Source organism: Bartonella sp. B35(2025) (genome assembly GCF_053794465.1).
The window spans coordinates 578492-603047 of record NZ_CP200035.1 but is presented as its reverse complement, the minus strand read 5'-3'; the positions used below and the strand labels follow the sequence as shown (position 1 = coordinate 603047).

The 24556-nt window shown below is 33.7% G+C and carries 18 protein-coding genes, 3 tRNA genes and 1 pseudogene; 6 read left to right on the top strand and 16 right to left on the bottom strand.

Features of this window, described 5'->3' with window-relative positions:
- Positions 1-7: 7 nt before the first annotated feature.
- The 14 genes from V4P56_RS02435 to V4P56_RS02370 form a co-directional block, all read right to left on the bottom strand.
- Positions 8-1477 (bottom strand): NADH-quinone oxidoreductase subunit M, encoded by a 1470-nt coding sequence (locus V4P56_RS02435; protein WP_455482489.1) that lies wholly within the window; start codon positions 1475-1477, stop codon positions 8-10.
- Positions 1477-3441, bottom strand: a complete 1965-nt coding sequence (gene nuoL, locus V4P56_RS02430) for an NADH-quinone oxidoreductase subunit L (RefSeq protein ID WP_455482488.1) — start codon at positions 3439-3441, stop codon at positions 1477-1479. Before nuoL ends, V4P56_RS02435 begins: the two co-directional genes overlap by 1 nt.
- A 6-nt stretch (positions 3442-3447) precedes the next feature.
- A complete protein-coding gene (nuoK, locus tag V4P56_RS02425; RefSeq protein ID WP_455482487.1) occupies positions 3448-3756 on the bottom strand; it encodes an NADH-quinone oxidoreductase subunit NuoK in 309 nt (102 codons plus the stop codon).
- A 12-nt stretch (positions 3757-3768) separates the two neighbouring features.
- Positions 3769-4389 carry an NADH-quinone oxidoreductase subunit J gene (locus tag V4P56_RS02420; protein ID WP_455482486.1) on the bottom strand — a complete coding sequence of 207 codons (621 nt, stop codon included), beginning with the start codon at positions 4387-4389 and terminating at the stop codon, positions 3769-3771.
- A 97-nt stretch (positions 4390-4486) separates the two neighbouring features.
- Positions 4487-4978, bottom strand: a complete 492-nt coding sequence (nuoI, locus tag V4P56_RS02415; RefSeq protein WP_455482485.1) for an NADH-quinone oxidoreductase subunit NuoI — start codon at positions 4976-4978, stop codon at positions 4487-4489.
- 14 nt (positions 4979-4992) lie between these two features.
- The gene (nuoH, locus tag V4P56_RS02410; protein WP_455482484.1) at positions 4993-6039 is read right to left on the bottom strand and encodes an NADH-quinone oxidoreductase subunit NuoH; all 1047 of its coding nucleotides are present in this window, start codon (positions 6037-6039) and stop codon (positions 4993-4995) included.
- Between the two features lie 23 nt (positions 6040-6062).
- Entirely contained in the window at positions 6063-8135 is a 2073-nt protein-coding gene (gene nuoG / locus V4P56_RS02405) for an NADH-quinone oxidoreductase subunit NuoG (protein WP_455482642.1), read from the bottom strand.
- A gap of 63 nt (positions 8136-8198) precedes the next feature.
- Entirely contained in the window at positions 8199-9506 is a 1308-nt protein-coding gene (nuoF, locus tag V4P56_RS02400) for an NADH-quinone oxidoreductase subunit NuoF (RefSeq protein WP_455482483.1), read from the bottom strand.
- A gap of 181 nt (positions 9507-9687) precedes the next feature.
- The gene (gene nuoE, locus V4P56_RS02395) at positions 9688-10341 is read right to left on the bottom strand and encodes an NADH-quinone oxidoreductase subunit NuoE (RefSeq protein ID WP_455482482.1); all 654 of its coding nucleotides are present in this window, start codon (positions 10339-10341) and stop codon (positions 9688-9690) included.
- Positions 10341-11531: an NADH-quinone oxidoreductase subunit D gene (locus V4P56_RS02390; RefSeq protein ID WP_455482481.1), complete on the bottom strand. Its 1191-nt coding sequence runs from the start codon at positions 11529-11531 to the stop codon at positions 10341-10343. Before V4P56_RS02390 ends, nuoE begins: the two co-directional genes overlap by 1 nt.
- 120 nt (positions 11532-11651) lie before the next feature.
- Positions 11652-12260 (bottom strand): NADH-quinone oxidoreductase subunit C, encoded by a 609-nt coding sequence (locus V4P56_RS02385; RefSeq protein ID WP_455482641.1) that lies wholly within the window; start codon positions 12258-12260, stop codon positions 11652-11654.
- A gap of 16 nt (positions 12261-12276) precedes the next feature.
- Complete coding sequence (locus V4P56_RS02380) at positions 12277-12858, bottom strand: NuoB/complex I 20 kDa subunit family protein (RefSeq protein WP_455482480.1); 582 nt, start codon at positions 12856-12858, stop codon at positions 12277-12279.
- Positions 12849-13214, bottom strand: coding sequence for an NADH-quinone oxidoreductase subunit A (locus V4P56_RS02375; RefSeq protein WP_455482479.1), 366 nt, complete (start codon positions 13212-13214; stop codon positions 12849-12851). The genes V4P56_RS02380 and V4P56_RS02375 overlap by 10 nt, the downstream gene beginning before the upstream one ends.
- Positions 13215-13444: 230 nt before the next feature.
- Positions 13445-13521, bottom strand: a tRNA-Asp gene (locus tag V4P56_RS02370).
- 219 nt (positions 13522-13740) lie between these two features.
- On the opposite strand from V4P56_RS02370, the gene V4P56_RS02365 reads away from it, so the two are divergent.
- Together V4P56_RS02365 and V4P56_RS02360 are read left to right on the top strand one after the other, a co-directional pair.
- Positions 13741-13816: transfer RNA gene (locus tag V4P56_RS02365), tRNA-Val, on the top strand.
- Positions 13817-15096: 1280 nt separating this feature from the next.
- A tRNA-Ser gene (locus V4P56_RS02360) sits at positions 15097-15186 on the top strand.
- Positions 15187-15580: 394 nt separating this feature from the next.
- Here the strand turns inward: V4P56_RS02360 and V4P56_RS02355 are convergent.
- Positions 15581-16543, bottom strand: coding sequence for a YopJ/AvrA family T3SS effector serine/threonine acetyltransferase (locus V4P56_RS02355; RefSeq protein WP_455482478.1), 963 nt, complete (start codon positions 16541-16543; stop codon positions 15581-15583).
- Positions 16544-18453: 1910 nt separating this feature from the next.
- On the opposite strand from V4P56_RS02355, the pseudogene V4P56_RS02350 reads away from it, so the two are divergent.
- From V4P56_RS02350 to parE, 4 genes and pseudogenes are all read left to right on the top strand, one after another.
- Positions 18454-18621, top strand: a pseudogene (locus tag V4P56_RS02350) (LemA family protein).
- A 419-nt stretch (positions 18622-19040) separates the two neighbouring features.
- Positions 19041-19124, top strand: coding sequence for a hypothetical protein (locus V4P56_RS02345; RefSeq protein WP_455482640.1), 84 nt, complete (start codon positions 19041-19043; stop codon positions 19122-19124).
- A gap of 597 nt (positions 19125-19721) precedes the next feature.
- The gene (gene lipB / locus V4P56_RS02340) at positions 19722-20459 is read left to right on the top strand and encodes a lipoyl(octanoyl) transferase LipB (RefSeq protein WP_455482477.1); all 738 of its coding nucleotides are present in this window, start codon (positions 19722-19724) and stop codon (positions 20457-20459) included.
- Positions 20460-20533: 74 nt separating this feature from the next.
- Positions 20534-22594 (top strand): DNA topoisomerase IV subunit B, encoded by a 2061-nt coding sequence (gene parE / locus V4P56_RS02335; protein WP_455482476.1) that lies wholly within the window; start codon positions 20534-20536, stop codon positions 22592-22594.
- Between the two features lie 19 nt (positions 22595-22613).
- Here the strand turns inward: parE and recJ are convergent, their stop codons facing one another.
- Positions 22614-24398, bottom strand: coding sequence for a single-stranded-DNA-specific exonuclease RecJ (gene recJ / locus V4P56_RS02330; RefSeq protein ID WP_455482475.1), 1785 nt, complete (start codon positions 24396-24398; stop codon positions 22614-22616).
- Positions 24399-24556: the final 158 nt, after the last annotated feature.

Genomic DNA, 24556 nt, shown 5'->3' with positions numbered 1-24556 from the left:
CTATTATTTAATGAAGTTTATTAATAAGGGATTCTATGGAAAATGCCATTGTTTGAAGAATAGGTGTTGGATAGACACCAAAAAATATTGTAAGAATAACCATCGGATAAAGGATAAATTTTTCTCTTAAAGAAAGATCAGTAAGTAATTTTAAATTTTCCTTATCTAAAGAACCAAAAACTACACGCCGATAAAGGTAAAGTGCATAGGCAGCTGACAAAATAACGCCAGTTGTAGCAAGAATTGCAACTAATTTATGAACTTGAAAAACACCTATTAAAGTTAAAAATTCACCTAAAAAACCTGAACTCCCAGGTAAACCAATATTTGCCATAGTGAAAATCAAGAAAACAACGGCATATTTAGGCATGTTATTTACTAAACCACCAAAATCTGAAATTTCACGTGTATGCAAACGATCATAAACAACTCCAACACAAAGAAATAAAGCTGCTGAAACAATTCCATGTGATAACATCTGATAAATAGCACCCTGAATACCTTGTTCATTCGCAGCAAAAATCCCCATGGTCACATATCCCATATGAGCTATCGATGAATAAGCGATGAGTTTTTTTATGTCATTTTGAACAAGTGCAACTAACGATGTATAAATGATAGCAACAAGTGATAATATAAAAATAAAAGGAGCAAAATTAGCTGAAGCAATAGGAAACATTGATAAGGAAAAACGAAGGAAACCATAACCACCTAATTTGAGTAATACACCAGCTAAAATAACAGATCCAGCCGTTGGTGCTTCCACATGAGCATCAGGCAACCATGTATGAACTGGCCACATTGGCATTTTAACAGCAAAAGAAGCAAAAAATGCAAGCCATAACCATATTTGCATTTGTGTAGAAAATTGATAAGTGGATAATGTTGGAATATCGAGCGTTCCTACCTCCCAATACATAACCATAATGGCAACCAACATAAGCACTGAACCAAGTAAAGTATATAAGAAAAACTTCATGCTTGCATAAACGCGACGCACCCCACCCCAAACACCAATGATAATAAACATAGGAATGAGGCCGCCTTCAAAAAAAATATAAAATAAGATTGCATCAAGAGCACAAAAAACCCCAATAATTGCAACCTCAAGAAGGAGAAAAGCAATCATATAAGCTTTTAATTTATCTTGAATAGTTTCCCAACTTGCCAAAATACAGAAAGGCAAAAGAAAAGCCGAAAGAACCACAAAAAGAATAGAAATACCATCAATACCCATATGATAGTGAATACCACTATCTAACCAATTTAGCTTTTCAACCATCTGGAAATCAGGATTTGTATTATCAAATCCTACCCAAATCACTAAAGAAATAATGAAGACAAATATACTCGTAAAAAATGCTACATTACGTATATTACGTTTTGCCGCATCACTATCATCTTTAATTAATAAAATCAAAATTACGCCAACAAGTGGTAAAAATGTAACTGTAGAAAGAATAGGCCAATCGGTCATCAATTTATACTCCCGATCACCATCCATGTAATCAGCGCAGCGACACCTATAAGCATCACGAATGCATAGTGATAAAGATAACCTGTCTGCATTCGGATAACTTTATTTGTAATACCAACAACATGTGCAGCGATACCATTTGGCCCCAAACCATCAATAATCTTACCATCACCTACCTTCCAAAGAAAATAGCCAATTCTGAAAGAAGAACGAACAAATAGAGCGTTATACAATTCATCAAAATACCATTTATGGTAAAGAAAACGATACACTGTAGGCATTAATTTAGAAATCTTTTTTGGAATAGAAGGAAAAGAAATATAAAATAAATAAGCCAGTGAAAACCCAATAATCATTACTATGAATGGCGCCCATTTAACCCAATTTGGTACACTGTGTACTTCATGAAGAATATGATTATGACTCCCTGTAAATAATGCGCCTTTCCAAAATACATCATATAAACTACCAAAAAAATAAGGCTGGAAAACCATACCAGCAAACAATGCACCGATAGATAAAATGAACAAAGGAATTAACATAATTGCAGCTGATTCATGAATGTGATGCATAACATCAACAGTCGCACGTGACTTACCATGAAATGTCATAAATACAAGACGCCATGAATAAAAACTAGTTAATAAAGCAGCGAAAACAAGAAGCCAAAAAGCATATCCTGAAGCAATATTATGTGATATAAAAGCAGACTCTATAATTGCATCTTTGGAAAAAAATCCAGCTGTACCAAAAAATGTTCCAGGAATTCCAACACCTGTTAATGCAATGGTTCCTATTATCATCATCCAATAAGTTATCTTTATATGCTTATATAGCCCTCCCATTTTACGCATATCTTGTTCATCAGATACAGCATGAATTACAGAACCTGCACCAAGAAACAATAAAGCTTTAAAAAATGCATGAGTAAAAAGGTGGAAAATAGCTGCCCCATAAGCACCAACACCTAATGCAACAAACATATAGCCAAGTTGCGAACATGTAGAATAGGCAATAACACGTTTAATGTCATTTTGTACCATTCCTACAGTTGCCGCAAAAAATGCTGTTGTCGCTCCAACAATAATAATCACTGTCAAAGCAATTGGAGCAAGTTCAAAAATTGGAGACAACCGTGCAACCATAAAGACACCAGCTGTTACCATTGTTGCTGCATGAATAAGTGCCGATACAGGTGTTGGTCCCTCCATTGCATCAGGAAGCCATGTATGTAAAAGAAACTGTGCTGATTTACCCATAGCACCAATAAACAATAGGAGGCATGTAATGGTAATAGCTGTCTGTCCATCAAGCTGACAATTAAAAAATGTCATGCTTTGTGCAAAATTATTATCTGCAGCTTTCTCAAAAATAGAAGAAAAATTAACAGATTGAAATAAAATAAAAATGCTAAAAATTCCTAAAAGAAAACCAAAATCTCCAACACGATTAACTACAAAAGCTTTCATTGCAGCCTTGTTAGCAGAATCTTTCTGAAACCAAAAACCTATCAGCAAATAAGAAGCAACTCCAACACCTTCCCATCCAAAAAACATTTGAATTAAATTATTAGCCGTCACTAACATAAGCATCATAAATGTAAACAAAGAAAGATAAGAAAAAAAACGAGATCGCGAAGGATCATGATGCATATAACCAATTGAATAAATATGAACCAATGCGGAAACACTATTTACCACAACAAGCATAACAGCTGTCAATGTATCAATATACAATGCCCAATGAAAGCTTAAATTACCAATAACAACCCAGCGTAATATCGGTATATCAACCTCTGAAAAAGAACCAATAGCAATATTAAAAAAAGCTACCCATGATAATGTAGCCACAATCACCATAAAGCTACATGTTACCAATTCACTAGCACGAGCCCCTATAGTTTTCCCCCCTATAGCAGCAATTAAAAAACCTAAAAGTGGAAGAAAGACGATCGTATAATACATTACTCGTCAGCCCTTCATCATATTAATATCTTCAACCGCAATAGAACCACGGTTACGGAAAAAAACAACAAGGATTGCCAGACCAATTGCCGCTTCAGCAGCTGCTACCGTTAAAATAAATAAAGCAAATATCTGACCAACGAGATCATGAAGAAACGCTGAAAATGCAATAAAATTAAGATTGACAGAAAGCAATATAAGCTCAATTGACATAAGAATAATAATCACATTTTTTTTATTAAGAAAAATACCAAAAATACCGATTGTAAACATCAAAGCAGAAACAGTTAAATAATGAGCAATACCGACGTACATAGTAATCCCCTCTTAAATGCCTTTACCTGATTCAACCTGTTTTATTTCAATCGCATTCTCTACGGTCCTAGAGACTTGCATTGCAATAGATTGCCGCTTAACACCTGATTTATGACGAAGTGTTAAAACAATAGCACCAATCATTGCAACCAATAAAACCATCCCAACAGTTTGAAAATAGAAGATATAATCCGTGTAAAGAATATCTCCTAATGCCTGCGTATTCGTTCGCTGCGCTAAATCTGGCATTGGTTGCGTAACGCGAATTCTTAAAACAGGATAAAAACGACTGCCAAAAAAAACAGCAATAAGCTCTACAGCAATAATAAAACCAACAGCAGCACCAACCGGGAAATACCGAAGTGCTCCATTCTTTAACTCAGCAAAATCAACATCAAGCATCATAACCACAAATAAAAATAAAACTGCCACAGCACCAACATAAACAATAAGCAAAATAAGCCCTAAAAACTCTGCTCCAGCAAGCAAAAATAAAGCTGCAGCATTAAAAAATGCCAATATTAAAAACAAAACCGAATGCACTGGATTGCGCGCTGCAACAACAATGATTGCACTTACAAGCATAATAAAAGAAAACAAATAGAAAAACGCCGCTGCTAGGTCTGTTAGCATAGGCCTCTCCTTAATTTAACTAAATAATTGGTATGAATTTTCATACCAGATTACAATTTATCGGAAAGATTATCCGACCACTCATTCAATAATATACCTAACGATAAGGTGAATCCGCTAATATATTTCGAGCAATTTCTCGCTCCCATCGATCTCCATTCATCAAAAGCTTCTCTTTATCATAATACAACTCTTCACGCATTTCTGTTGCAAACTCAAAATTAGGTCCTTCAACAATAGCTTCAACTGGACAAGCTTCTTGACAAAAACCGCAATAGATACACTTAACCATATCAATATCATAACGAGTAGTTCTACGTGTACCGTCATTTTGTCGTATTTCTGCTTCAATTGTAATAGCCTGAGCTGGGCAAATTGCTTCACATAATTTACACGCAATACACCGTTCTTCACCATTTGGGTAGCGACGTAAAGCATGTTCTCCACGAAAACGTTGAGAAACAAAACCTTTTTCATATGGATAATTGATTGTAGGCTTTGGTGCAAAAAATTGACGCATTGCTAAGAAAAAAGCACTCACAAATTCTAATAGAAGGAGTGATTTTGCTGCCTGAATAAAACTCGACATAGTACGAACTCCTCTTAAGCGAAACCAGTATATTTTAAGAAAGCGGCAGTTATCACAACCATCACTAATGAAATAGGAAGAAAAACCTTCCAACCGAGCCGCATTAACTGATCATAACGATAACGCGGAACAAATGCTTTAACCATAGCAAACCAAAAAAATACAAAACAAACCTTTAAAACAAACCAAATAACACCTGGCACCCAATTAAGCCACCAAACATCTAAAAGAGGTAACCAACCACCTAAAAAGAGGATAGTTGTTAATGCACACATTAAAATAATGGCAACATATTCACCAAGAAAAAAAAGCATGTAAGGTGTTGAAGAATACTCAACCATGTGACCTGCGACAAGTTCAGATTCAGCTTCAACCAAGTCAAAAGGTGGACGATTTGTCTCTGCAAGTGCAGAAATAAAAAATATAATGAACATTGGAAATAAAATTAACCAGTTCCAATCAAGAAAACTGCTAAAAGGAAGACCAAGAGTTGTACCAATCCCGTAATTTTGCTTATGAACAATTGTTGTAAGATCCAATGAACCACTTACTAAAATGACAGTGACAAGCACAAACCCAATTGAAACTTCATAAGAAACCATCTGTGCAGCTGAACGAAGAGCTCCTAAGAAAGGATATTTTGAATTTGATGCCCATCCTCCCATAATAACGCCATAAACCTCAAGAGATGAAATAGCTAAGATATAAAGTAAACCAACATTAATAGTTGCTACTTCCCAGCCTTCATTGACTGGAATAACAGCCCAAGTAGACAATGCAAGTGTAGCAGAAACAAATGGTGCTAAAAGAAAAACACCTTTATTAGCACCAGCAGGGATAATAGGTTCTTTAACAACAAATTTAATTAAATCTGCGAAAGACTGCAATAATCCCCATGGACCAACTACATTTGGACCACGCCGCAATTGCACAGCTGCCCAAATCTTTCTATCTGCGTAAAGAAGGTAAGCAACCAAAATTAGAAGAACAACTAAAAGGAGAAGTGTTTTTCCAACTATAATGAGTAACGGCAATAACCATGTTATAAAGAAATCATACATAATTATTCCTTTTTCCTTTACCCTTACTCTACTACCTGCATCGCATGATTTTTGGCCAAAGATGAACATTCAGCCATAACTGCAGAAGCACGTGCTATTGGATTTGTCAAATAAAAGTCTTTAACTGTAGACGTAAATGATTGTGTTTCTAGAACAATAATTTGTGAACCAAGCGCTTTAAGAGCACCTATATCAGTAGAAGGTGCTATGTCATCAATAGCACAAAGATGTGGATAATCATTAAATAGGTTATGTCTTAATTGAGTAAGCGAATCAAAAGGTAGTTTTCGCCCCAAAACATCAGATAAAGCACGTAAAATAGCCCAATCTTCCTTTGCTTCACCTGGAGCAAAACCAGCGCGGTTTGTCATTTGGACACGCCCTTCTGTATTTACATAAAGTCCTGATTTCTCGGTATAAGCTGATGCTGGTAAAATAACATCTGCAGCATGTGCTCCATTATCACCATGGCTACCAATATAAATCGTAAAGGCTTTTTTATCAGTTAATTCTACTTCATCAGCACCAAGCAAAAATAAAATTTCACAAGTTTTAATAATATTTTCGGTACCAAGTTTAGACGTAAAACCAATATCCAGTCCTCCAACTACTGACGCAGCATTGTGAAGGATACCAAATCCATTCCATTCCTCGCTAAGTGCTCCAATACTATCAGCTAATTTTGCAAGATTTTTTAAAACAGATAAACCTTCTTTACCTAAAATAGCTCCTTCCCCAATAAGAATAAGCGGCCTTTCAGCTTTTCTCAACACATTAAAAAAAGCATGTTCTCCACGAACAAGTGTACTCAATGCATCAGTACCAGTTCCAAGATAAGAATAGGGATAACGTAAATCGACCTTCTCTCCAATTAATGCAATAGGAAATTGTCCCCTTCGTTGACGCTTTAAAATACGTGCATTCAAAACAGCAGCTTCATGACGTGGATTAGATCCCACAATCAATAATGCATCAGCTTGTTCAATACCTGCAATTGTTGGATTAAAAATATAACTTGAACGCCCTAATTCAGGGGACAAAGCCATTCCTCTTTGACGACAATCAAATATTTCTGAACCTAATGAAATTAGTAATTTTTTAAGTGCATACATTTCTTCAATAGATGCAAGATCTCCTGCAATTGCACCAATTTTTTCTGGTGAAGTTTTAGAAATCACCATTTTAATTTTTGTAAAAGCTTCTGCCCAACTTGCTGGTTGAAGTCTTCCATCTTTACGTATATACGGCTTATCAAGCCGCTGAGTACGCAATCCATCCCAAATAAAACGTGTCTTATCAGAAATCCATTCCTCGTTTATATCTTCATTCGTACGTGGCATAATCCGCATAACTTCACGACCACGACTATCAATACGAATAGCACTACCAATTGCATCCATTACATCAATAGATTCCGTTTTTACCAATTCCCATGGACGTGCATGAAATGCATAGGGTTTTGAAGTTAGAGCTCCTACTGGACAAAGATCAATAACATTTCCCTGTAACTCAGATGTCATAGCTTTTTCAAGATATGTTGTAATTTCAGCATCTTCTCCACGACCTATCAAACCAAGCTCTGAAACACCTGCTACTTCAGTCATAAAACGAATACAACGTGTACAATGAATACAACGTGTCATAAAAGTTTTTACAAGTGGCCCAATATATTTATTTTCTACCGCACGCTTATTTTCTGTGTAACGTGAGCAATCACGTCCATAAAATAATGCTTGATCTTGAAGATCACACTCTCCTCCTTGATCACATACAGGACAATCTAAAGGGTGATTAATAAGAAGAAACTCCATAACACCTTCACGTGCTTTTTGAACCATTGCCGTGTTGGTAAGAATTTCAGGTACTTCACCATTAGGCCCTGACCGTAAATCACGAACACTGATAGCACAAGAAACTTGAGGCTTTGGAGGTCCTCCCTTAATCTCAATCAAGCACATACGACAATTTCCAGCAATTGATAAAGTTTCATGAAAACAAAAACGCGGTACCTCAGCACCTGCCGCTTCAGCAGCCTGAAGCAGCGTGTAGTGATCAGGGACTTCAATCTCTTTACCATCAACTTTGATATTTATCATCATTTATCCAGTCTGCAGATAACCCACCTAAACTTGCACGCTGTTACTTTTAGAAAAAAACCTTTATCTTACCGCTTCTAAAGCAGTATTTTTGCTCTGAGACATATTTCGTGTATAATCATCAATTCTACGCTCAATTTCAGGACGAAAATTACGTATCAATCCCTGTACAGGCCAAGCTGCAGCATCACCAAGTGCACAAATAGTGTGTCCTTCAATCTGTTTAGAAACTTCAAACAAAAGATCAATTTCACGTTTTTGTGCTCTTCCTTCAACCATACGTCCTAAAAGGCGCATCATCCAACCAGTACCTTCACGGCACGGCGTGCATTGACCACAACTTTCATGCTTAAAAAAAGCCGATATACGCCAAATTGCCTTAATAATATCGGTTGATTTATCCATAACAATCACCCCCCCCGTACCAAAAGAAGAGCCTACATCTCGCATCCCATCAAAATCCATAATTGCATCAACCATATCTTCACCACGAATAACTGGACAAGAAGCTCCACCTGGAATAACTGCTAAAAGATTATTCCATCCACCACGAATACCTCCTGTATGTTTTTCAATTAATTCGCGAAAAGAAACACCTAGAGCTTCTTCAAATGTACAAGGTGCATTAACATGACCAGAAACCATAAATAACTTTGTTCCAGTATTATTTTTGCGTCCAATTGATGAAAACCACGAAGCACCACGACGTAAGATTGTTGGAACAACAGCAATAGATTCTACGTTATTGACTGTTGTTGGACAACCATAAATTCCTATATTTGCAGGAAATGGTGGTTTAATTCGAGGTTGCCCTTTTTTTCCTTCAAGACTTTCAAGAAGAGCTGTCTCTTCACCACAAATATAAGCACCAGCACCATGATGAATAATAATATCACAAGCATGCCCATATTTGGTTTTTTTACCCAATAATCCCGCATCATAACATTCATCGACTGCGACCTGAAGCACTTCACGCTCACGAATATATTCACCACGAATGTAAATAAAAGCAATATTTGCCCCCATCGCAAACGTAGCGATAACACATCCTTCAATCAAAGTGTGAGGATCATGTCGTAAAATATCACGATCTTTACATGTCCCTGGTTCTGATTCGTCTGCATTTACTACCAAATAATGTGGCCGACCATCACTTTGCTTCGGCATAAATGACCACTTCATTCCGGTAGAAAAACCAGCACCACCACGACCACGCAAACCTGATGCTTTCACCTCATTGATAATCCAATCACGGCCTTTTTCAATGATTTCCTTAGTACCATCCCAATGCCCACGCAACATTGCAGCTTTTAATGATTTATCTTTTAAACCGTAAATATTGGTGAAAATGCGATCTTTATCAGCCAGCATACCCCACCTTTTTATTTCTTGACTGTAGCATTTTTAACATTTCCTCAAACATATTTTTTAAAAAAACGTAATTTTAAATACCTTCTCAAAACTTTTTACTTTTAGTCAAAAATCGTTACAATGGATAAAATAATAAATCCCTCTCAAGAAAAAAAATACTCATTACACTCTTATTTCTTCATTACTCTTTTTTCTGAAGATTAGAGCAATCTCTTTTTTCTTTACTATTATCGATTAAAGAAGTTAAACCACTAATCGGCTCCGATGATTTACGACTATTTTGTGGACCAACTGCTATCTTAGAACCTTTTCCTGCCTCAAATGCATCAATAATTTCCTCAAGACGTTCAGCTGTAAGATCTTCATAGGTATCTTTAAAAATCATAACCATTGGAGCATTCACACAAGCACCAAGACACTCTACCTCTTCCCATGATAATGTTCCATCTTGATTGGTAACAAAAGGCTCATGATGAATTTTTTTCTGACAAACTTTAATTAATTCATCAGAACCACGTAGCATGCAAGGCGTTGTACCACAAACTTGAATATGTGCTTTTGTACCAACTGGCTTAAGCTGAAATTGGGTATAAAAAGTTGCAACCTCTAGAACACGAATATAAGCCATAGAGAGAATTTGAGCAATATGCTCAATTGCAGCACGTGTCACCCAACCATCTTGTTCTTGAGCACGCATTAATAATGGAATTACAGCAGATTGCTGGCGCCCTACAGGATATTTTTTTATAGTATTTTGTACCCATATCTGATTTTCCTTTGTAAAAGAAAATTCTGCAGGTTGGTAAATATCATCTGCAAGACGACGTACAGACATTAACGATCAACCTCCCCAAAAACAATATCAATTGAACCCAAAATAGCTGTAGCATCCGCCAACATATGACCTTTAGTTAAAAAATCCATAGCTTGCAGATGAGCAAAGCCAGGAGCACGCAACTTAACACGATACGGTTTATTGGTTCCATCAGAAATAAGATAAACACCAAATTCACCTTTTGGAGCTTCTACAGCAACATAAACTTCACCAGGAGGAGTATGAAAACCCTCCGTATAAAGCTTAAAATGATGGATAAGAGCTTCCATAGAACTTTTCATTTCGCTACGTTTTGGTGGCACAATTTTGTTATCTAAACTTGAAACTGGCCCATTTTTTTCAGTACTAAGCAAACGATCCACACATTGACGCATAATTTTCGCTGATTGGCGCATTTCTTCCATACGAATAAGATAACGATCATAACAATCGCTATTCTTACCAACAGGAATATCAAATTCCATTTCATCATAGCATTCATAAGGTTGGCTTTTACGCAAATCCCATGGTACGCCAGCTCCACGAATCATTACCCCAGAAAAGCCTCGTGCCCAAGCTTCATCAATGCTGACTACTCCAATATCAACATTACGCTGTTTAAAAATTCGATTTGGCGTTATAAGCGCATCAAGCTTACCAAGAGCGACAAGAAATGGATCAATAAAATTACCGATATCTTCAATTAAAGACTCAGGTAAATCCTGATGTACACCACCAGGACGGAAATAATTTGCATGAAGACGTGCGCCACACGCACGTTCATAAAAAATCATTAATCTTTCACGCTGTTCAAATCCCCAAAGCGGAGGCGTTAAAGCACCAACATCCATTGCTTGTGTTGTTACATTAAGTAAATGATTAAGAATACGCCCAATTTCAGAGAATAAAACACGTATTAACTGCCCTCGTTTAGGAATCTCAACATCCAATAATTTTTCAATAGCAAGAACAAAAGCGTGTTCCTGATTCATAGGAGCTACATAATCCAAACGATCTAAATAAGGAACTGCTTGAAGATAAGTTTTTGTTTCCATTAATTTTTCGGTACCGCGATGTAATAATCCAATATGTGGATCTACACGCTCAACAACCTCACCGTCCAATTCCAAAACCATGCGCAAAACTCCATGCGCTGCAGGATGTTGCGGACCAAAATTGATATTAAAGTTTCGAACATTGACCTCAGACACAATCAATCCTTTACTTTAAAAAAAATCACATTAAACATTAACAAAAATCTTTATAATACTGAAAAAATTAATTGTTTAAGAATTTCATTAATCTAATGCTATACTTCATTAACTCTAATATCATCTTGTATTATTTTCTTTTTCATTACATGGTAAAATATACTGAGCGCCCTCCCAAGGAGAAAGAAAATCAAATTTACGCATTTCTTGTCTCAACACCACAGGCTCATAAATTACCCTTTTTGCTTCATTATCATAACGGCATTCAACAAATCCTGTTACAGGAAAATCTTTGCGTAAAGGATGCCCTTCAAATCCATAATCAGTTAAAATCCGCCTTAAATCTGGATGCCCTGAAAATAAAATTCCATACATATCGTATGTTTCACGCTCATACCATTCCGCTCCAGGATAAATCGAGCAAGCAGACGCAACAGGAGTATTTTCATCAGTACGCACCTTAACACGCAATCGTAAATTATGGCGAGGAGATAATAATTGATAAGAAACATCAAAACGTTTATCGCGAGAAGGATAATCGACACCGCTAATATCTGTAATATTGATAAATTGACAGCGAGAATCATCACGAACAAACATTAAAACATCTGTAATCGCATCAAGACGTACTATAATAGTCAATTCACCAAATGCAAAAACAGTTTCTTCAAGCTTATCTCCCAATTTATTTTTCAAATAAATGTCGAGTTCGACTAATGATTCATTTATCATAATAATCACCCCCCTATCGCTCGATAGACCCAGTACGGCGGATTTTTTTCTGTAACAATAATATACCATAAAGTAACGCCTCTGCTGTAGGAGGACATCCTGGAACATAAATATCTACAGGTACAATACGATCACACCCACGTACAACCGAATAAGAATAATGATAATATCCACCACCGTTTGCACATGACCCCATAGAAATCACATAACGTGGCTCAGGCATTTGATCATAAACTTTTCTTAACGCAGGCGCCATTTTATTTGTTAACGTCCCAGCTACTACCATTACATCTGACTGACGCGGTGAAGCGCGTGGCGCATATCCAAAACGCTCATTATCATAATGAGGCATTGAACATTGCATCATTTCGATAGCACAACAAGCCAAACCAAAACTCATCCACATCAAAGAACCGGTACGTGCCCAAGTAATTAAAGCATCTACTGAAGTAACCAAAAAACCTTTATCCGATAATTCAGCATTAATATCACAGAAAAAGCTATCATCAGAACCAACCAACTTACCTGTATTCGGATTAATAACTCCTTTTGGTTCTGGAGCAATAATCGTTGAGTTACTAAATATCAATCCCATTCTAAAGCTCCTTTTTTCCATTCATATATGAACCCAACTGTCAAAAGTGCTAAAAATATAACCATCGACCAAAAACCAAACATACCAATTGAGTTAAATGAAACTGCCCAAGGAAAAAGAAAAGCAACCTCAAGATCAAAAATAATAAATAAAATTGAAACAAGATAAAATCGAATATCAAATTTCATGCGAGCATCATCAAAGGAATTAAATCCACACTCATAAGCGGATAATTTTTCAGGATCAGGGGAACGATAAGCAACAATATAAGGCATAATCAATAAAACCCCAGAAATAACTGCCGAAACAGTGATAAAAATCAATATCGGCAAATAAGAGCTTAATAAATGAGTCATAATCTTCTTCCACACTCTGCTCGCACAGCTTCAAGGGTATGATGCACGATATTTTTACCTACATAGGTACCGTAGAGCAAAAAAAGACGCAAGACCATATTCACCATAAACCATATAAAAAAGAAAGGAGATTTAAATTAGACAGAGTCTTACGGCCAACGCTATACATTGTTTAACAATTTTAAAAATAGAATATCTATTTGTATAAAGTTTAAGAAAGAAATTAAAAATGGCGCGAGTGACGGGGCTCGAACCCGCGACCTCCGGCGTGACAGGCCAGCACTCTAACCAACTGAGCTACACCCGCGCACTACTTCAAACCAATTAATAAATTGGTATAATTGGTCGTGTAAGGGGTTCATTCATTTCTGTCAAGCAAACTTATATATTTTTTCAAAAAAAATTAAATAAAAAGCACGATAATAATTTTTTGCTTTTAAAAAATATTGATAAAAAACATATTTATCCTTGCGTAAAAAAAAAAAATTCCTTAAAGAGTTCTCACTCAATTGCATATTATTGCATCGGGCGATTAGCTCAGCTGGTAGAGCGCCTCGTTTACACCGAGGATGTCGGGAGTTCGAGTCTCTCATCGCCCACCACTTAGACTTTATTCAATGCATAACTTGTTAATTTAATTTATTTTTTAAAATATGAGAGATATATAAATAGAAGTAAAGGAATAGGAATTTTGAATTCTCCTTTACAAAATATATTTTTTTGCCCACTCTCTTCATTGATGCTTCAAATTTTGCTAAACGCTTTTGTAAAAAACTGCTGACACTTCAATCTGTACAAGTAGTGGAAAATACTACTTTTGATAACAAGCGTACTAACAATTTCACAGCTCAACGAATCAAAAGGCTGTGTGTAATTTACATAAGGTTTTATTAAATAATGTAAGCATTTAAGTAAAATTTTTAAGAATATAGCTTTTCGATATAAACTGATAATAAATTAAAAAATTTTTCATACGATCAGTAATAATATGATTTTTTTCCTCTGAAATATTAGAAATTATCTTAAATTTATCCATAATTTGATCATAGCCTTCATAACTTCTTTTGTAAGAAAGTGTAATTTCTCTCCATCATAACAACAAGAATTTACCTCAAATTTTGAAATGATATTATTTTTTGATAACGTTTTTATGTTTTTTAATTCTGGAAAAAGTTAAGATAGAGTCTTTTTCCTTAAAATTCATATTTATTAACGTAGTCTTTAATCTAATTAAAAAAATACCATTTTATCGCAAAATAAAACTTGGATTACCTATAAATTTTAAAAACAATTTTGAAATAAATCCAAATCTACGATTAGTAATCTGTTTAAATACAAAAGTAGTAACAACATTGAAGGTACATAAATATAATGCTGTAAATACCATTACGAATGAACTAAAGCTGCGGAATTTCTTTGTTTTAGACAATTAAAGTAGATAATACTATCTATTGTAGCTTTAAAGCATCTATAATAATTAAGTATTTTATAACATAAAATTTCGTTTTCATGCTGTATTACAGCTACACACTAAAATGAAAATCAAAAAATATATTTTAAGGTTAATCTTCTTTTTATAATTTTCTATAATGATATGTAATAAAGGTGATGAACAGACTAGAAAAAGAAAAAACTATTTTGGGGAAAAAGATAAATTTGCTCAAAAATTTTTACTGCTTCAGTAAATAAAGATATTTGAAATTTTATTATGATATCATATTAATTTTTCATTCCTGAAGCTATTGATTTAAAAAAATATTTAACAAATTGATAGATTAGGATTATTTTTGATAGTAGCTTGAATAATTTTATTAAAATGTAAAAAAAACACATTTAAATGATTGACCTTTTGCGAGAACTTTGTAAAAAAGCTAATTAATCTGGAGGGGTGGTCGAGTGGTTTAAGGCACTGGTCTTGAAAACCGGCGTACAGGAGACTGTACCGTGGGTTCGAATCCCACCCCCTCCGCCACTAGGTTTTTATCAAGTAATATTTTGTGTAGCTGTATGTAGCTTGCCACCTCATTTTGCATCAATTTATTTCTTTTAAACGGTTTTTAAGAGATTCTCAAAGAATCTTTAAAAACTTTTCAAAGAGTCCTCAAATCTCTTAAATGAAAATTGTTTTCTTTTCCTCAAAAGCATTATTTAAACGGATTTAATTTTCCAATTCTTCTTTTCCTTTTTCTGGGACTTCTAAGATAATTTCTGTGGTATAATCGCTGGCTTTCTCATAGTAATGGATCACCGTTGAGGCTTTCCATGATCCATTAACTTCCTCACAAAACCCTCGTAACAGAATTTGAATGACAGATTTCCCCCCCCTTCTCACGCATACTAACTAACAATGTCAAAAAACTATATCATCATCTCATCAAAGACCTATATTCAGAAATTCTTTTTTTGTGTACTGAAACAGAGTAGACCTTATCCTCTTTCATAACCAAATGCTTAGCACGCCTCTCAAAAGCTTCTTCTCCTTTTTTGTTAACAGATTTATGCAAAAGACTAGGATTCTCATCAAAATATTTCCTAAGACGTCTCCCACTTTGTACATGTTTAAACAAAGTGACTGGAAGATATGTATCAATTTTTTCACCAGATAAAGGAACATCTCGATTACCTAAAACACCACGAACATTATCTTCGTGTAACCTGCATAATTTATTAGATTCTCGATGAAGTTTTTTAGCTAAAGCTAAACAAAAAATTCCACATTCAGACTGGCTACGTTGAATATCTATTTCTACCATAGAAAAATAACAATGAGGTAATTGAGAATTCTCAAATGCTGTTTTCAGCTTTACTGCCGATATTGCTGCGTACTGATTATTAAACGTTGTAGGTTCAAACAATACCAATGATGTTTCCCCATTAACAGTTCTATGATCAATTACCGAGAAATGAATTTTCTCATCCCCTACATTTGTTATAAATCTAGAAGATGGAATCCCATCTCTGATTGTTTTTTTCATTAATGTGATAAAATCCTCTGTTGTCGAAACAAAGTGAAGCTTCATCTCCGGATATTTACTATTTGCCTTCTCTACTAATTTAGGCATCCATTGAAGATCCATATCCGCATAATAGCCTGTGATCCAACTCCCATCAGCAATGTCACTTTCCAACTTCGTAATAATACCTTCTAATGTCTTCATAGTGCTTAATGCTGAATCTTTCCCTCCTTTAGCAATAGCTTTCTCTTCTTTTTCTTCTTGATTAAGTGTATCTAAACGTGCAAGAAGATCATCTAATGATGCATGTTCGAGATCAATTTCTTTTGTTTTTGATGAGCCCGTGGCTCCGTCTTTTGAATCTTGTGGTTTCATAATCACTTCCCAGGTTAATAATTGGCGCTATCAGCGTTAGATATTAAATTAATATCTTGACTAAACAATGTCTTATATTGACTTTCTCTTTGTCCGAGGAATTAAAGATTTGCCTATTAGATTAAAATTAAACAGGAGCTGAAAACTCAATTTTATCCTTCATATTTTGAGGAAAATTAATAAAATATTATGTCATAACCTAATTCATAAAATTTTAATAAAAATCTTAAAGATAAAAAGAATTCTGAAAATCAAAAATCTGTAAATATTAATAAAATATAGTAAAATTATCCCTAAATCTCTTTTTGAGCTTATTTCAATAAGGTAATAATGAATTGTTTAGAGCAAGCTAATATAGTTAAGCATTTTTACGTAAATAACATGCTAGCATTTTAATTAACAACTGAGATGTTTTGTTTATATTCAATCCAACAAAGCTGCCTAGTATATATCTAGCAATTATATGTATCTTAAAGAGAAGCTAAAAACAAAGCTGCAAATTAATAAAAATTAAGATTACCGGTAAATTAGCTAATTTATCCTAACAAAATCATAATACTAATTAACATGAAGAATATTTAGAGTATTAATAATGTTTAACTATTTAAAAATAAGTAAAAAATATAGTATTAATGAAATTAACTATTTTATTGATAGTATCCAAAAATTCCATCTACTTACCTTCTTTATGAAGGTAATACACCATAGTAAACTTATATAGTATATTACATATTAATAAATATTACCACTGTTATAACTTACCGTTATAAAATTGAAAGAACTTAGAAATTTACTGAAAATTATACATGCATCATCAAAAAAATATACAATGATTTTTCACAAATATATTCAATAAACCAGAATTATAGAAAATTCTTTTAATCAATTATCACATCAATATTTATAAAATATACAATGATCTAATCAATTAGAATTGATCTCTAAATTTAAGTATAAAATTCTAAAAGTATTTCTAAATATATTTATAATAAAATATTCATTTTTAAAAAATGAATAAATAAATTTTATCGGCATTTTTATAAAAATGAAGTATAATAAATTAAAAAATTAACATATAAATCGAAAAAATTAATAATAATATGTATCGTTAATATAGGCGATATAATTTTACAAATGAATACACATTTAAATTTAACATAATATAAAATAATATTTCATTATATAAAAAGTATTAATCATAAAATTATTCATATAAGATTAATAAAAAATAATTAAAATTACATCATATTGTTTTAATTCATAAATTTTATTATTATACTTTATTTAATGTTTTTTTAAAAAAATTACTTTAATATTGTTTAAATAATTTAAATTATAGAAATATTTTATAATATAATTATATTTAAAAAATAAAATAAATACTAGTTTATATATATTTTAATAAACTTCTTTCAAAAAAATCAAGTTAAAATATAATTAATATATTATATTAATTATAATAGTTTAAATATTAACAAGTATAATTGATAACAAATATCATAATTAATATTTAATATTAATTATTTAATAACAATATACAATAATAAAAATTTATAAAAATATAAACTTCTTTATAAAACATCTATTTGTAAAAAAATGTTTTTTATATAAAAGATGTATCTTATATAACACATAAAATAGCTCTTGAGATACTTTTATGTAAAATATACTAGCTACTTTAATTATATTTACTTACCTTATGATAAAAAATTTAAAACAATTTCTAACTATTATTTTTAATACCATCTTTTTTAACTTACTATATATTTAATACGATACTAACAAATAAAGAAAAAGCACATAAAAAAGCAATAAAAGTAAACATTAATGCTGATATGTTGAATAATCCACAAATGATATAGTAATATCTCAATAATTAAGCAAATTTATCAAGCGTACTTTTGCGTCTTATGGCTGTTATTGAAAATTATCCTGATCTCAAAGCAAATAAAAATTTCCTTTCTCTTTAATAACAATTAGAAAGAACTGAAAACTACATTTCTGTCGCTTGCCGTTACTATATCGAAGCAGTACGTATATACAATACCGCATTAAAGATAATACCAACAATGATTTGAGTAAAACTATGGTTTTATAATACTTTTATAATACTAAGCCTATGTCAACACTTACTATTGAAACCAATAACCAAAAAGTACTAAAGATCAATTTTAATTAATAAAATTGCTTCAATGTTCTACGCAACGCAATATTTTTTTATGCTTATATTCTTTCATAGATATTCTGTGTTTAATTATTGTATCGAGAAGTGTCTTTTATTCACAAATTAAATTTCCTCCTCTAACTAGCTATCTCAATAATAGGGCTTATCTGCTCGATAATACAACGGTAAAAATTTTAACAAAAGAACTAGCTGTATTGAAGGAATAAAATAGGAAATTAAATTATCATTGTAACCATTCCTACTCTTTTGGGAGACAATATAAAAACCTACAGAAATTCTCTTTTCCACGCATAGAGATTAGGTCAAAAACAAATCATTAACAGTATATTATTAGCTATCGCACCGAATGAACGTACAATGCGTATTGAAGTAGGTTATAGTTTTGAAAAAAATTAACATATACCATTTCTGCTGCCATCTGCTATCATTAATTACTTCATTCATTTTTCCTAATTTTCACGAAGGAAATTACACAAAAGGAACCGTTGAAGCCATTAATGAAATTATCGACGTTATTACAGAGAGTAATTCTGATTTTACTTCTTAAATATAAAAGCTAAAACTATTGAAGTACAACGTCAGCAAGCTGAAAAAAAAGAAACGATAACCAATATAATTATATTTTTAATTCTTTTTGCAATAGTTGGTCTACCGATTTTGCAATGATTTCTGGTAAAAAAGTAGATTCACAAAAATATCTCTGGCTGGGTATAATTTTTATCCCTTTGTTTCCCAATTTAGGTATCAATAATGGAACTTTTATAAGCATACAAGTGAAAGAAAATTTAAGGGTGGTGATAGATTATCGGAAAGGAGGTGGTGCAATAAGAAGATGGTAAAACTAGTTTATATTTTTAATTGTTATAAATATTTTTAAAGTAAAATTTATTGCTGTATTATCTATATTTTAATAAACAATCCCATATCTTACTCTCTGTAATCTCTTTAACTGGTTATAACGCAAACTATAATATCAACAATTAAGTGTTGCCAATGACATTTGAATTAAAACATATTGATCGTAATCACTTATCACATCATTTTAAAGCAATTCAAGGCAATCCACCTGTTGAATGGAAAATAAGCAATCACTTAGTCGAATATCCTGATGCACTGCATTATATGCAAGAACGCGTGGAAAATATTTCTGCAAAAATCGCACATGAACAGGTTTGGCTTCTTGAGCATCCTTCCCTTTATACGGCTGGTACAAGTGCGAACAAAAAAGATCTTCTAACACCTAATTTGTTTCCTGTTTATGAAGCAGGCCGTGGTGGTGAATTTACATATCATGGGCCAGGACAGCGTATTGCTTATGTTATGCTTGATCTTAAACGACGAAAACAAGATATTCGTGCTTTCATTAGTGCATTAGAAGAATGGATCATACAAATGCTTATGAAATTTAATATTAAAGGAGAACGCCGTGAAGATCGAGTTGGTGTCTGGATTAAACGACCTCATTATTCATCAACACAAAATGATTTCTTTTTCGAAGATAAAATTGCTGCTATTGGCATTCGTGTACGCAGATGGGTAAGCTTTCATGGGGTTTCCATTAACATTGATCCTAATTTAGCTCATTATTCAGGAATTGTTCCTTGCGGAATCACAAAACACGGTGTAACTAGTTTCTTTGATCTAGGTTTCTCAGTAACAATGCATGATGTTGATACTGCTCTGAGACAGGCATTTGAACAAATTTTTGGCCCAACAATTGATATTTCCTAAATGCATTGATTTTTAAAGACATAGAATTTATTTTGATTGAAAATTTATTCTAATGAAATAGATAGTCAAATGCTATGAGCAAGAACAATAAAGATCTTTTTAGTATTTTAGATAGTGCTCAATCTCGAGTAAAAGCAAAAGAAAAGAATCTGCAAACTCCTGTAAACTTAAAAGTAATGACTTCGAATAAGAAATATACAACGGAAGATAACTATAACGCTCTATCTATTCGAATTCTTGAAGGCTTAGAGCCTGTGCGTTTGCGTCCTGGAATGTATATTGGTGGAACAGATAGTAAAGCACTTCACCATTTATTTGCAGAAATTATTGACAATGCGATGGATGAAGCTGTTGCTGGTTATGCAGATTTAATTGATGTATCATTAGATAAAAATGGTTACTTAACAGTTACAGATAATGGGCGTGGTATTCCTGTCGAAAATCATCCTCAAATGCCTAGTAAGTCTACACTTGAAGTCATTATGACGCAACTTCATTCAGGTGGAAAATTTGATGGAAAAGCTTACAAAATTGCTGGAGGATTACATGGAGTAGGAATTTCTGTCGTTAATGCTCTTTCCGACGATATGGAAGTTGAAGTGGCACGAGAACGAAAACTTTACCGGCAACGTTTTTCACGTGGTATTCCTCAATCTGAGTTAGAAGATCTAGGTGATGTTTATAATCGTCGTGGTACACGGGTTCGTTTTCACCCTGATCATCAAATTTTTGGTGAAAATGCTGCTTTTGATCCAGAAAAAATTTATAAAATGGCCTGCTCTAAAGCCTATCTTTTTGGTGGAGTAAAAATTCGTTGGAGTTGTGATCCTATCATACTTAAAGATATCAAAAATATTCCTGAAAAAGCTGTTTTTCACTTTCCAAATGGGCTTAAAGATTATTTGCTATCATCATTGAAAAATGAAGATCAGATAACGTCAGAAATTTTTTCTGGTAAAATAAAACAACGCAATGGTCATGGTTCAGTTGAATGGGCTATAGCTTGGTATGCTGGTGATTCTCGTGTACAATCTTACTGCAATACTATTCCTACTGGAGAAGGTGGAACACATGAGATAGGATTGCGACAAGCTCTTTTACGAGGATTAAAATCCTATGCTGAATTAATCGGAAATAAACGTGCTTCTATCATTACATCTGATGATGTCATGATTTCAACGGTTGCGATACTTTCAGTCTTCATTAGAGATCCTGAATTTGTTGGGCAAACCAAAGATCGATTAGCTACAATCGAAGCACAACGTATCGTTGAAAATGCAATACGCGATCCTTTCGATCATTGGCTGACAAATTCACCACAAGAATCAACAAAACTTCTTGATTGGATTATTGAAAGAGCTGAAGAACGTATTAAACGACGCCAAGATAAAGAAATAAATCGAAAAACTGCCGTACGTAAACTGCGTCTTCCTAGTAAATTGGCAGATTGTAGTCAAAATTCTGCTGCTGGTGCTGAATTATTTATTGTTGAAGGTGACTCTGCTGGTGGTTCTGCTAAACAAGCACGAAACAGAGCGAATCAAGCAATTTTGCCTCTTCGTGGAAAAATTTTAAATGTAGCTAGTGCTGCACGAGAAAAAATGAGCTCAAGTCAAACCATTAGCGATCTTATACTTACTCTTGGATGTGGAACACGCTCTAAATATCGTGAAGAAAATCTCAGATATGAGCGTATTATCATCATGACGGATGCGGATGTCGATGGTGCTCATATTGCTTCGCTCTTAATTACCTTTTTTTTTCAAGAAATGCCTGATCTTATTCATCAGGGACATTTATACCTTGCAGTTCCTCCTCTTTACAGAATATCGCAAGGAGGAAAAGTCGCTTATGCACGCGATGATGCCCATAAGGACGAATTGCTAAAGAATGAATTTACTGGAAAAGCTAAAATAGAAATTGGGCGTTTCAAAGGTCTTGGTGAAATGCGTGCTGAACAGCTTAAAGAAACAACTATGCATCCTCAAAAACGGACACTTCTACGTGTTTCTATCGATGTAACTGAAATACAAGAAACTAAGAATATTGTAGATAATTTAATGGGAACTAAACCAGAAGCACGTTTTCGATTTATACAAGAAAATTCTACTTTTGTTTCTAATTTAGATATCTGATTTTCAAAAAATACTTCTTTCAAACCACAGCAGCTGCATCAATAACCCACAATTGTGGATTGACCGTACCATTCCAATAATTCAAACTAAGATTACCAGCTAAGTGAATTACTTCACCAATATTTTTAGAGAGAAAATGACCAAATGGTGTTCCTACTGCACGAAAAGCTATTCCTCGCAATCTTTTACCTTCAACATTAGAAATAACAAGGTTAAGATGCCCTTCCCCAACTTCATACAGATTAACTAACCGATGAGAAGGAAAAACAAAAACAGGCCTGGTATTCTCAGAACCAAATGGACCTGCTTTTTCAATCATATCATAAAGATCTTTATTAGCACCAGAAACAGAAAGACAACCATCTATAACAAGAGACTTCTTAGCACGTAATTGCGAAACCATTAGAGAAACTTTTTTTTCTAACCACTCACGAAAAGCTTCAATTTTTGTCGATTGGATCGTGATCCCAGCTGCCATACTATGTCCCCCACCTTTTTCTAATAAATTCAATGTAACTGCTTCATGAATTAAGGCTCCTAAATTTATTCCACTAATTGAACGCCCTGATCCTATACCATTTCCATCTGATCTTAAAGAAATTGCGAAAACAGGACAAAAAAAACGATTTTTTAAGCGAGATGCAATAAGACCAATGATTCCTGGATGCCATTCTCGATTTGCAATAACAAATGAGGCCGGTATTTCTTTGTCCTTATAAAGAGAATCTATATAAGCCTCTGCTTGAGCTAATTGCATCATCTCAATTTCTTGGCGTTCTTTATTAAGCAAATCTAATTGTTTTGCTATTTTATCAGATTCATTTTTATCATCACAGCTCAGTAAGCGTGCTCCTAAAGCTTGATCTCCAATACGTCCTCCAGCATTAATCCTAGGGCCTAATAAAAAACCTAAATGAAAACTATTAAGCGGCTCACCTATCCGTGCAACTTTTGTCAATGCTGCTATCCCAGGGTTATGCATGGAACGAGCAACTTGAAGCCCTTTAACTACAAAAGCACGGTTAACACCCCGTAACGGGACTACATCACATATGGTAGCCAATGCAACAAGATCAAGCATACTTAAAAGATTAGGAAGTTCCCCTCTATATTTTTTTTTTCGTAATAAATGATTAACCCGTACTAGCACAATAAACACTACACCAGTCGCACATAAATGCCCCTGTTCAGAAAAATCATCAGGACGATTAGGATTGACAAGAGCAACAGCTTCATGATGAATCTCTGCCATCTGATGATGATCTAAAATCATAACATCAGCACCTGCAAGCCTTGCGGCCTTTACTGCATCTGGGCTATTTGCACCACAATCAACGGTAATAATTAAATTAGTGCCTTCTTGTGCTAACATTCTCATTGTTTGTTCATTCGGACCATACCCTTCAATAATACGATCAGGAATATAAATTTTTACTTCTATACCAAAACAACGGAGAAAGCGTGCTATGAGCGCTGATGAACAAGCACCATCAACATCATAATCACCAAAAACTGTAATCCTTTCTTGTTTCATAATAGCTTTGATTATGCGCTCTGCTGCACATTCCATATCCATAAAGCTTTCTGGATCAGGCATTAAAGCACGCAAAGTTGGATTAACAAAAGCAACAGCTTCAGATTCATCTACACCTCTTGCTGAAAGAATGCGAGCTAATTGATCCGGAAAACCAAATTTTTGGGAAATAGCACGAGCATTATTTATCCCTTGAATATCAAGAGCATCGACCCAAGCCTGACCGCAAGCAGAAGATTCAACATTGAGAAAATAACGGAGCCGCTGCATTATTGTTTAATCTACAATGAAAGTGCATAAAACACAATTAAAAGTTAAAGAAAAAGTACTTTATTACAGTATCTATATCTATTTTAATACAGCATCTATTCTACCTCAAAATATAAGTAGATTATCAATAAATATAAAATATTATAAATATAAGGTAT

Coding starts and splice junctions, on each gene's coding strand:
- V4P56_RS02435 (WP_455482489.1), bottom strand. CDS start 1,477: ATGACCGATTGGCCTATTCTTTCTACAGTTACATTTTTACCACTTGTT.
- nuoL (WP_455482488.1), bottom strand. CDS start 3,441: ATGTATTATACGATCGTCTTTCTTCCACTTTTAGGTTTTTTAATTGCT.
- nuoK (WP_455482487.1), bottom strand. CDS start 3,756: ATGTACGTCGGTATTGCTCATTATTTAACTGTTTCTGCTTTGATGTTT.
- V4P56_RS02420 (WP_455482486.1), bottom strand. CDS start 4,389: ATGCTAACAGACCTAGCAGCGGCGTTTTTCTATTTGTTTTCTTTTATT.
- nuoI (WP_455482485.1), bottom strand. CDS start 4,978: ATGTCGAGTTTTATTCAGGCAGCAAAATCACTCCTTCTATTAGAATTT.
- nuoH (WP_455482484.1), bottom strand. CDS start 6,039: ATGTATGATTTCTTTATAACATGGTTATTGCCGTTACTCATTATAGTT.
- nuoG (WP_455482642.1), bottom strand. CDS start 8,135: ATGATAAATATCAAAGTTGATGGTAAAGAGATTGAAGTCCCTGATCAC.
- nuoF (WP_455482483.1), bottom strand. CDS start 9,506: ATGCTGGCTGATAAAGATCGCATTTTCACCAATATTTACGGTTTAAAA.
- nuoE (WP_455482482.1), bottom strand. CDS start 10,341: ATGTCTGTACGTCGTCTTGCAGATGATATTTACCAACCTGCAGAATTT.
- V4P56_RS02380 (WP_455482480.1), bottom strand. CDS start 12,858: ATGGGATTGATATTTAGTAACTCAACGATTATTGCTCCAGAACCAAAA.
- V4P56_RS02375 (WP_455482479.1), bottom strand. CDS start 13,214: ATGACTCATTTATTAAGCTCTTATTTGCCGATATTGATTTTTATCACT.
- V4P56_RS02355 (WP_455482478.1), bottom strand. CDS start 16,543: ATGAAACCACAAGATTCAAAAGACGGAGCCACGGGCTCATCAAAAACA.
- lipB (WP_455482477.1), top strand. CDS start 19,722: ATGACATTTGAATTAAAACATATTGATCGTAATCACTTATCACATCAT.
- parE (WP_455482476.1), top strand. CDS start 20,534: ATGAGCAAGAACAATAAAGATCTTTTTAGTATTTTAGATAGTGCTCAA.
- recJ (WP_455482475.1), bottom strand. CDS start 24,398: ATGCAGCGGCTCCGTTATTTTCTCAATGTTGAATCTTCTGCTTGCGGT.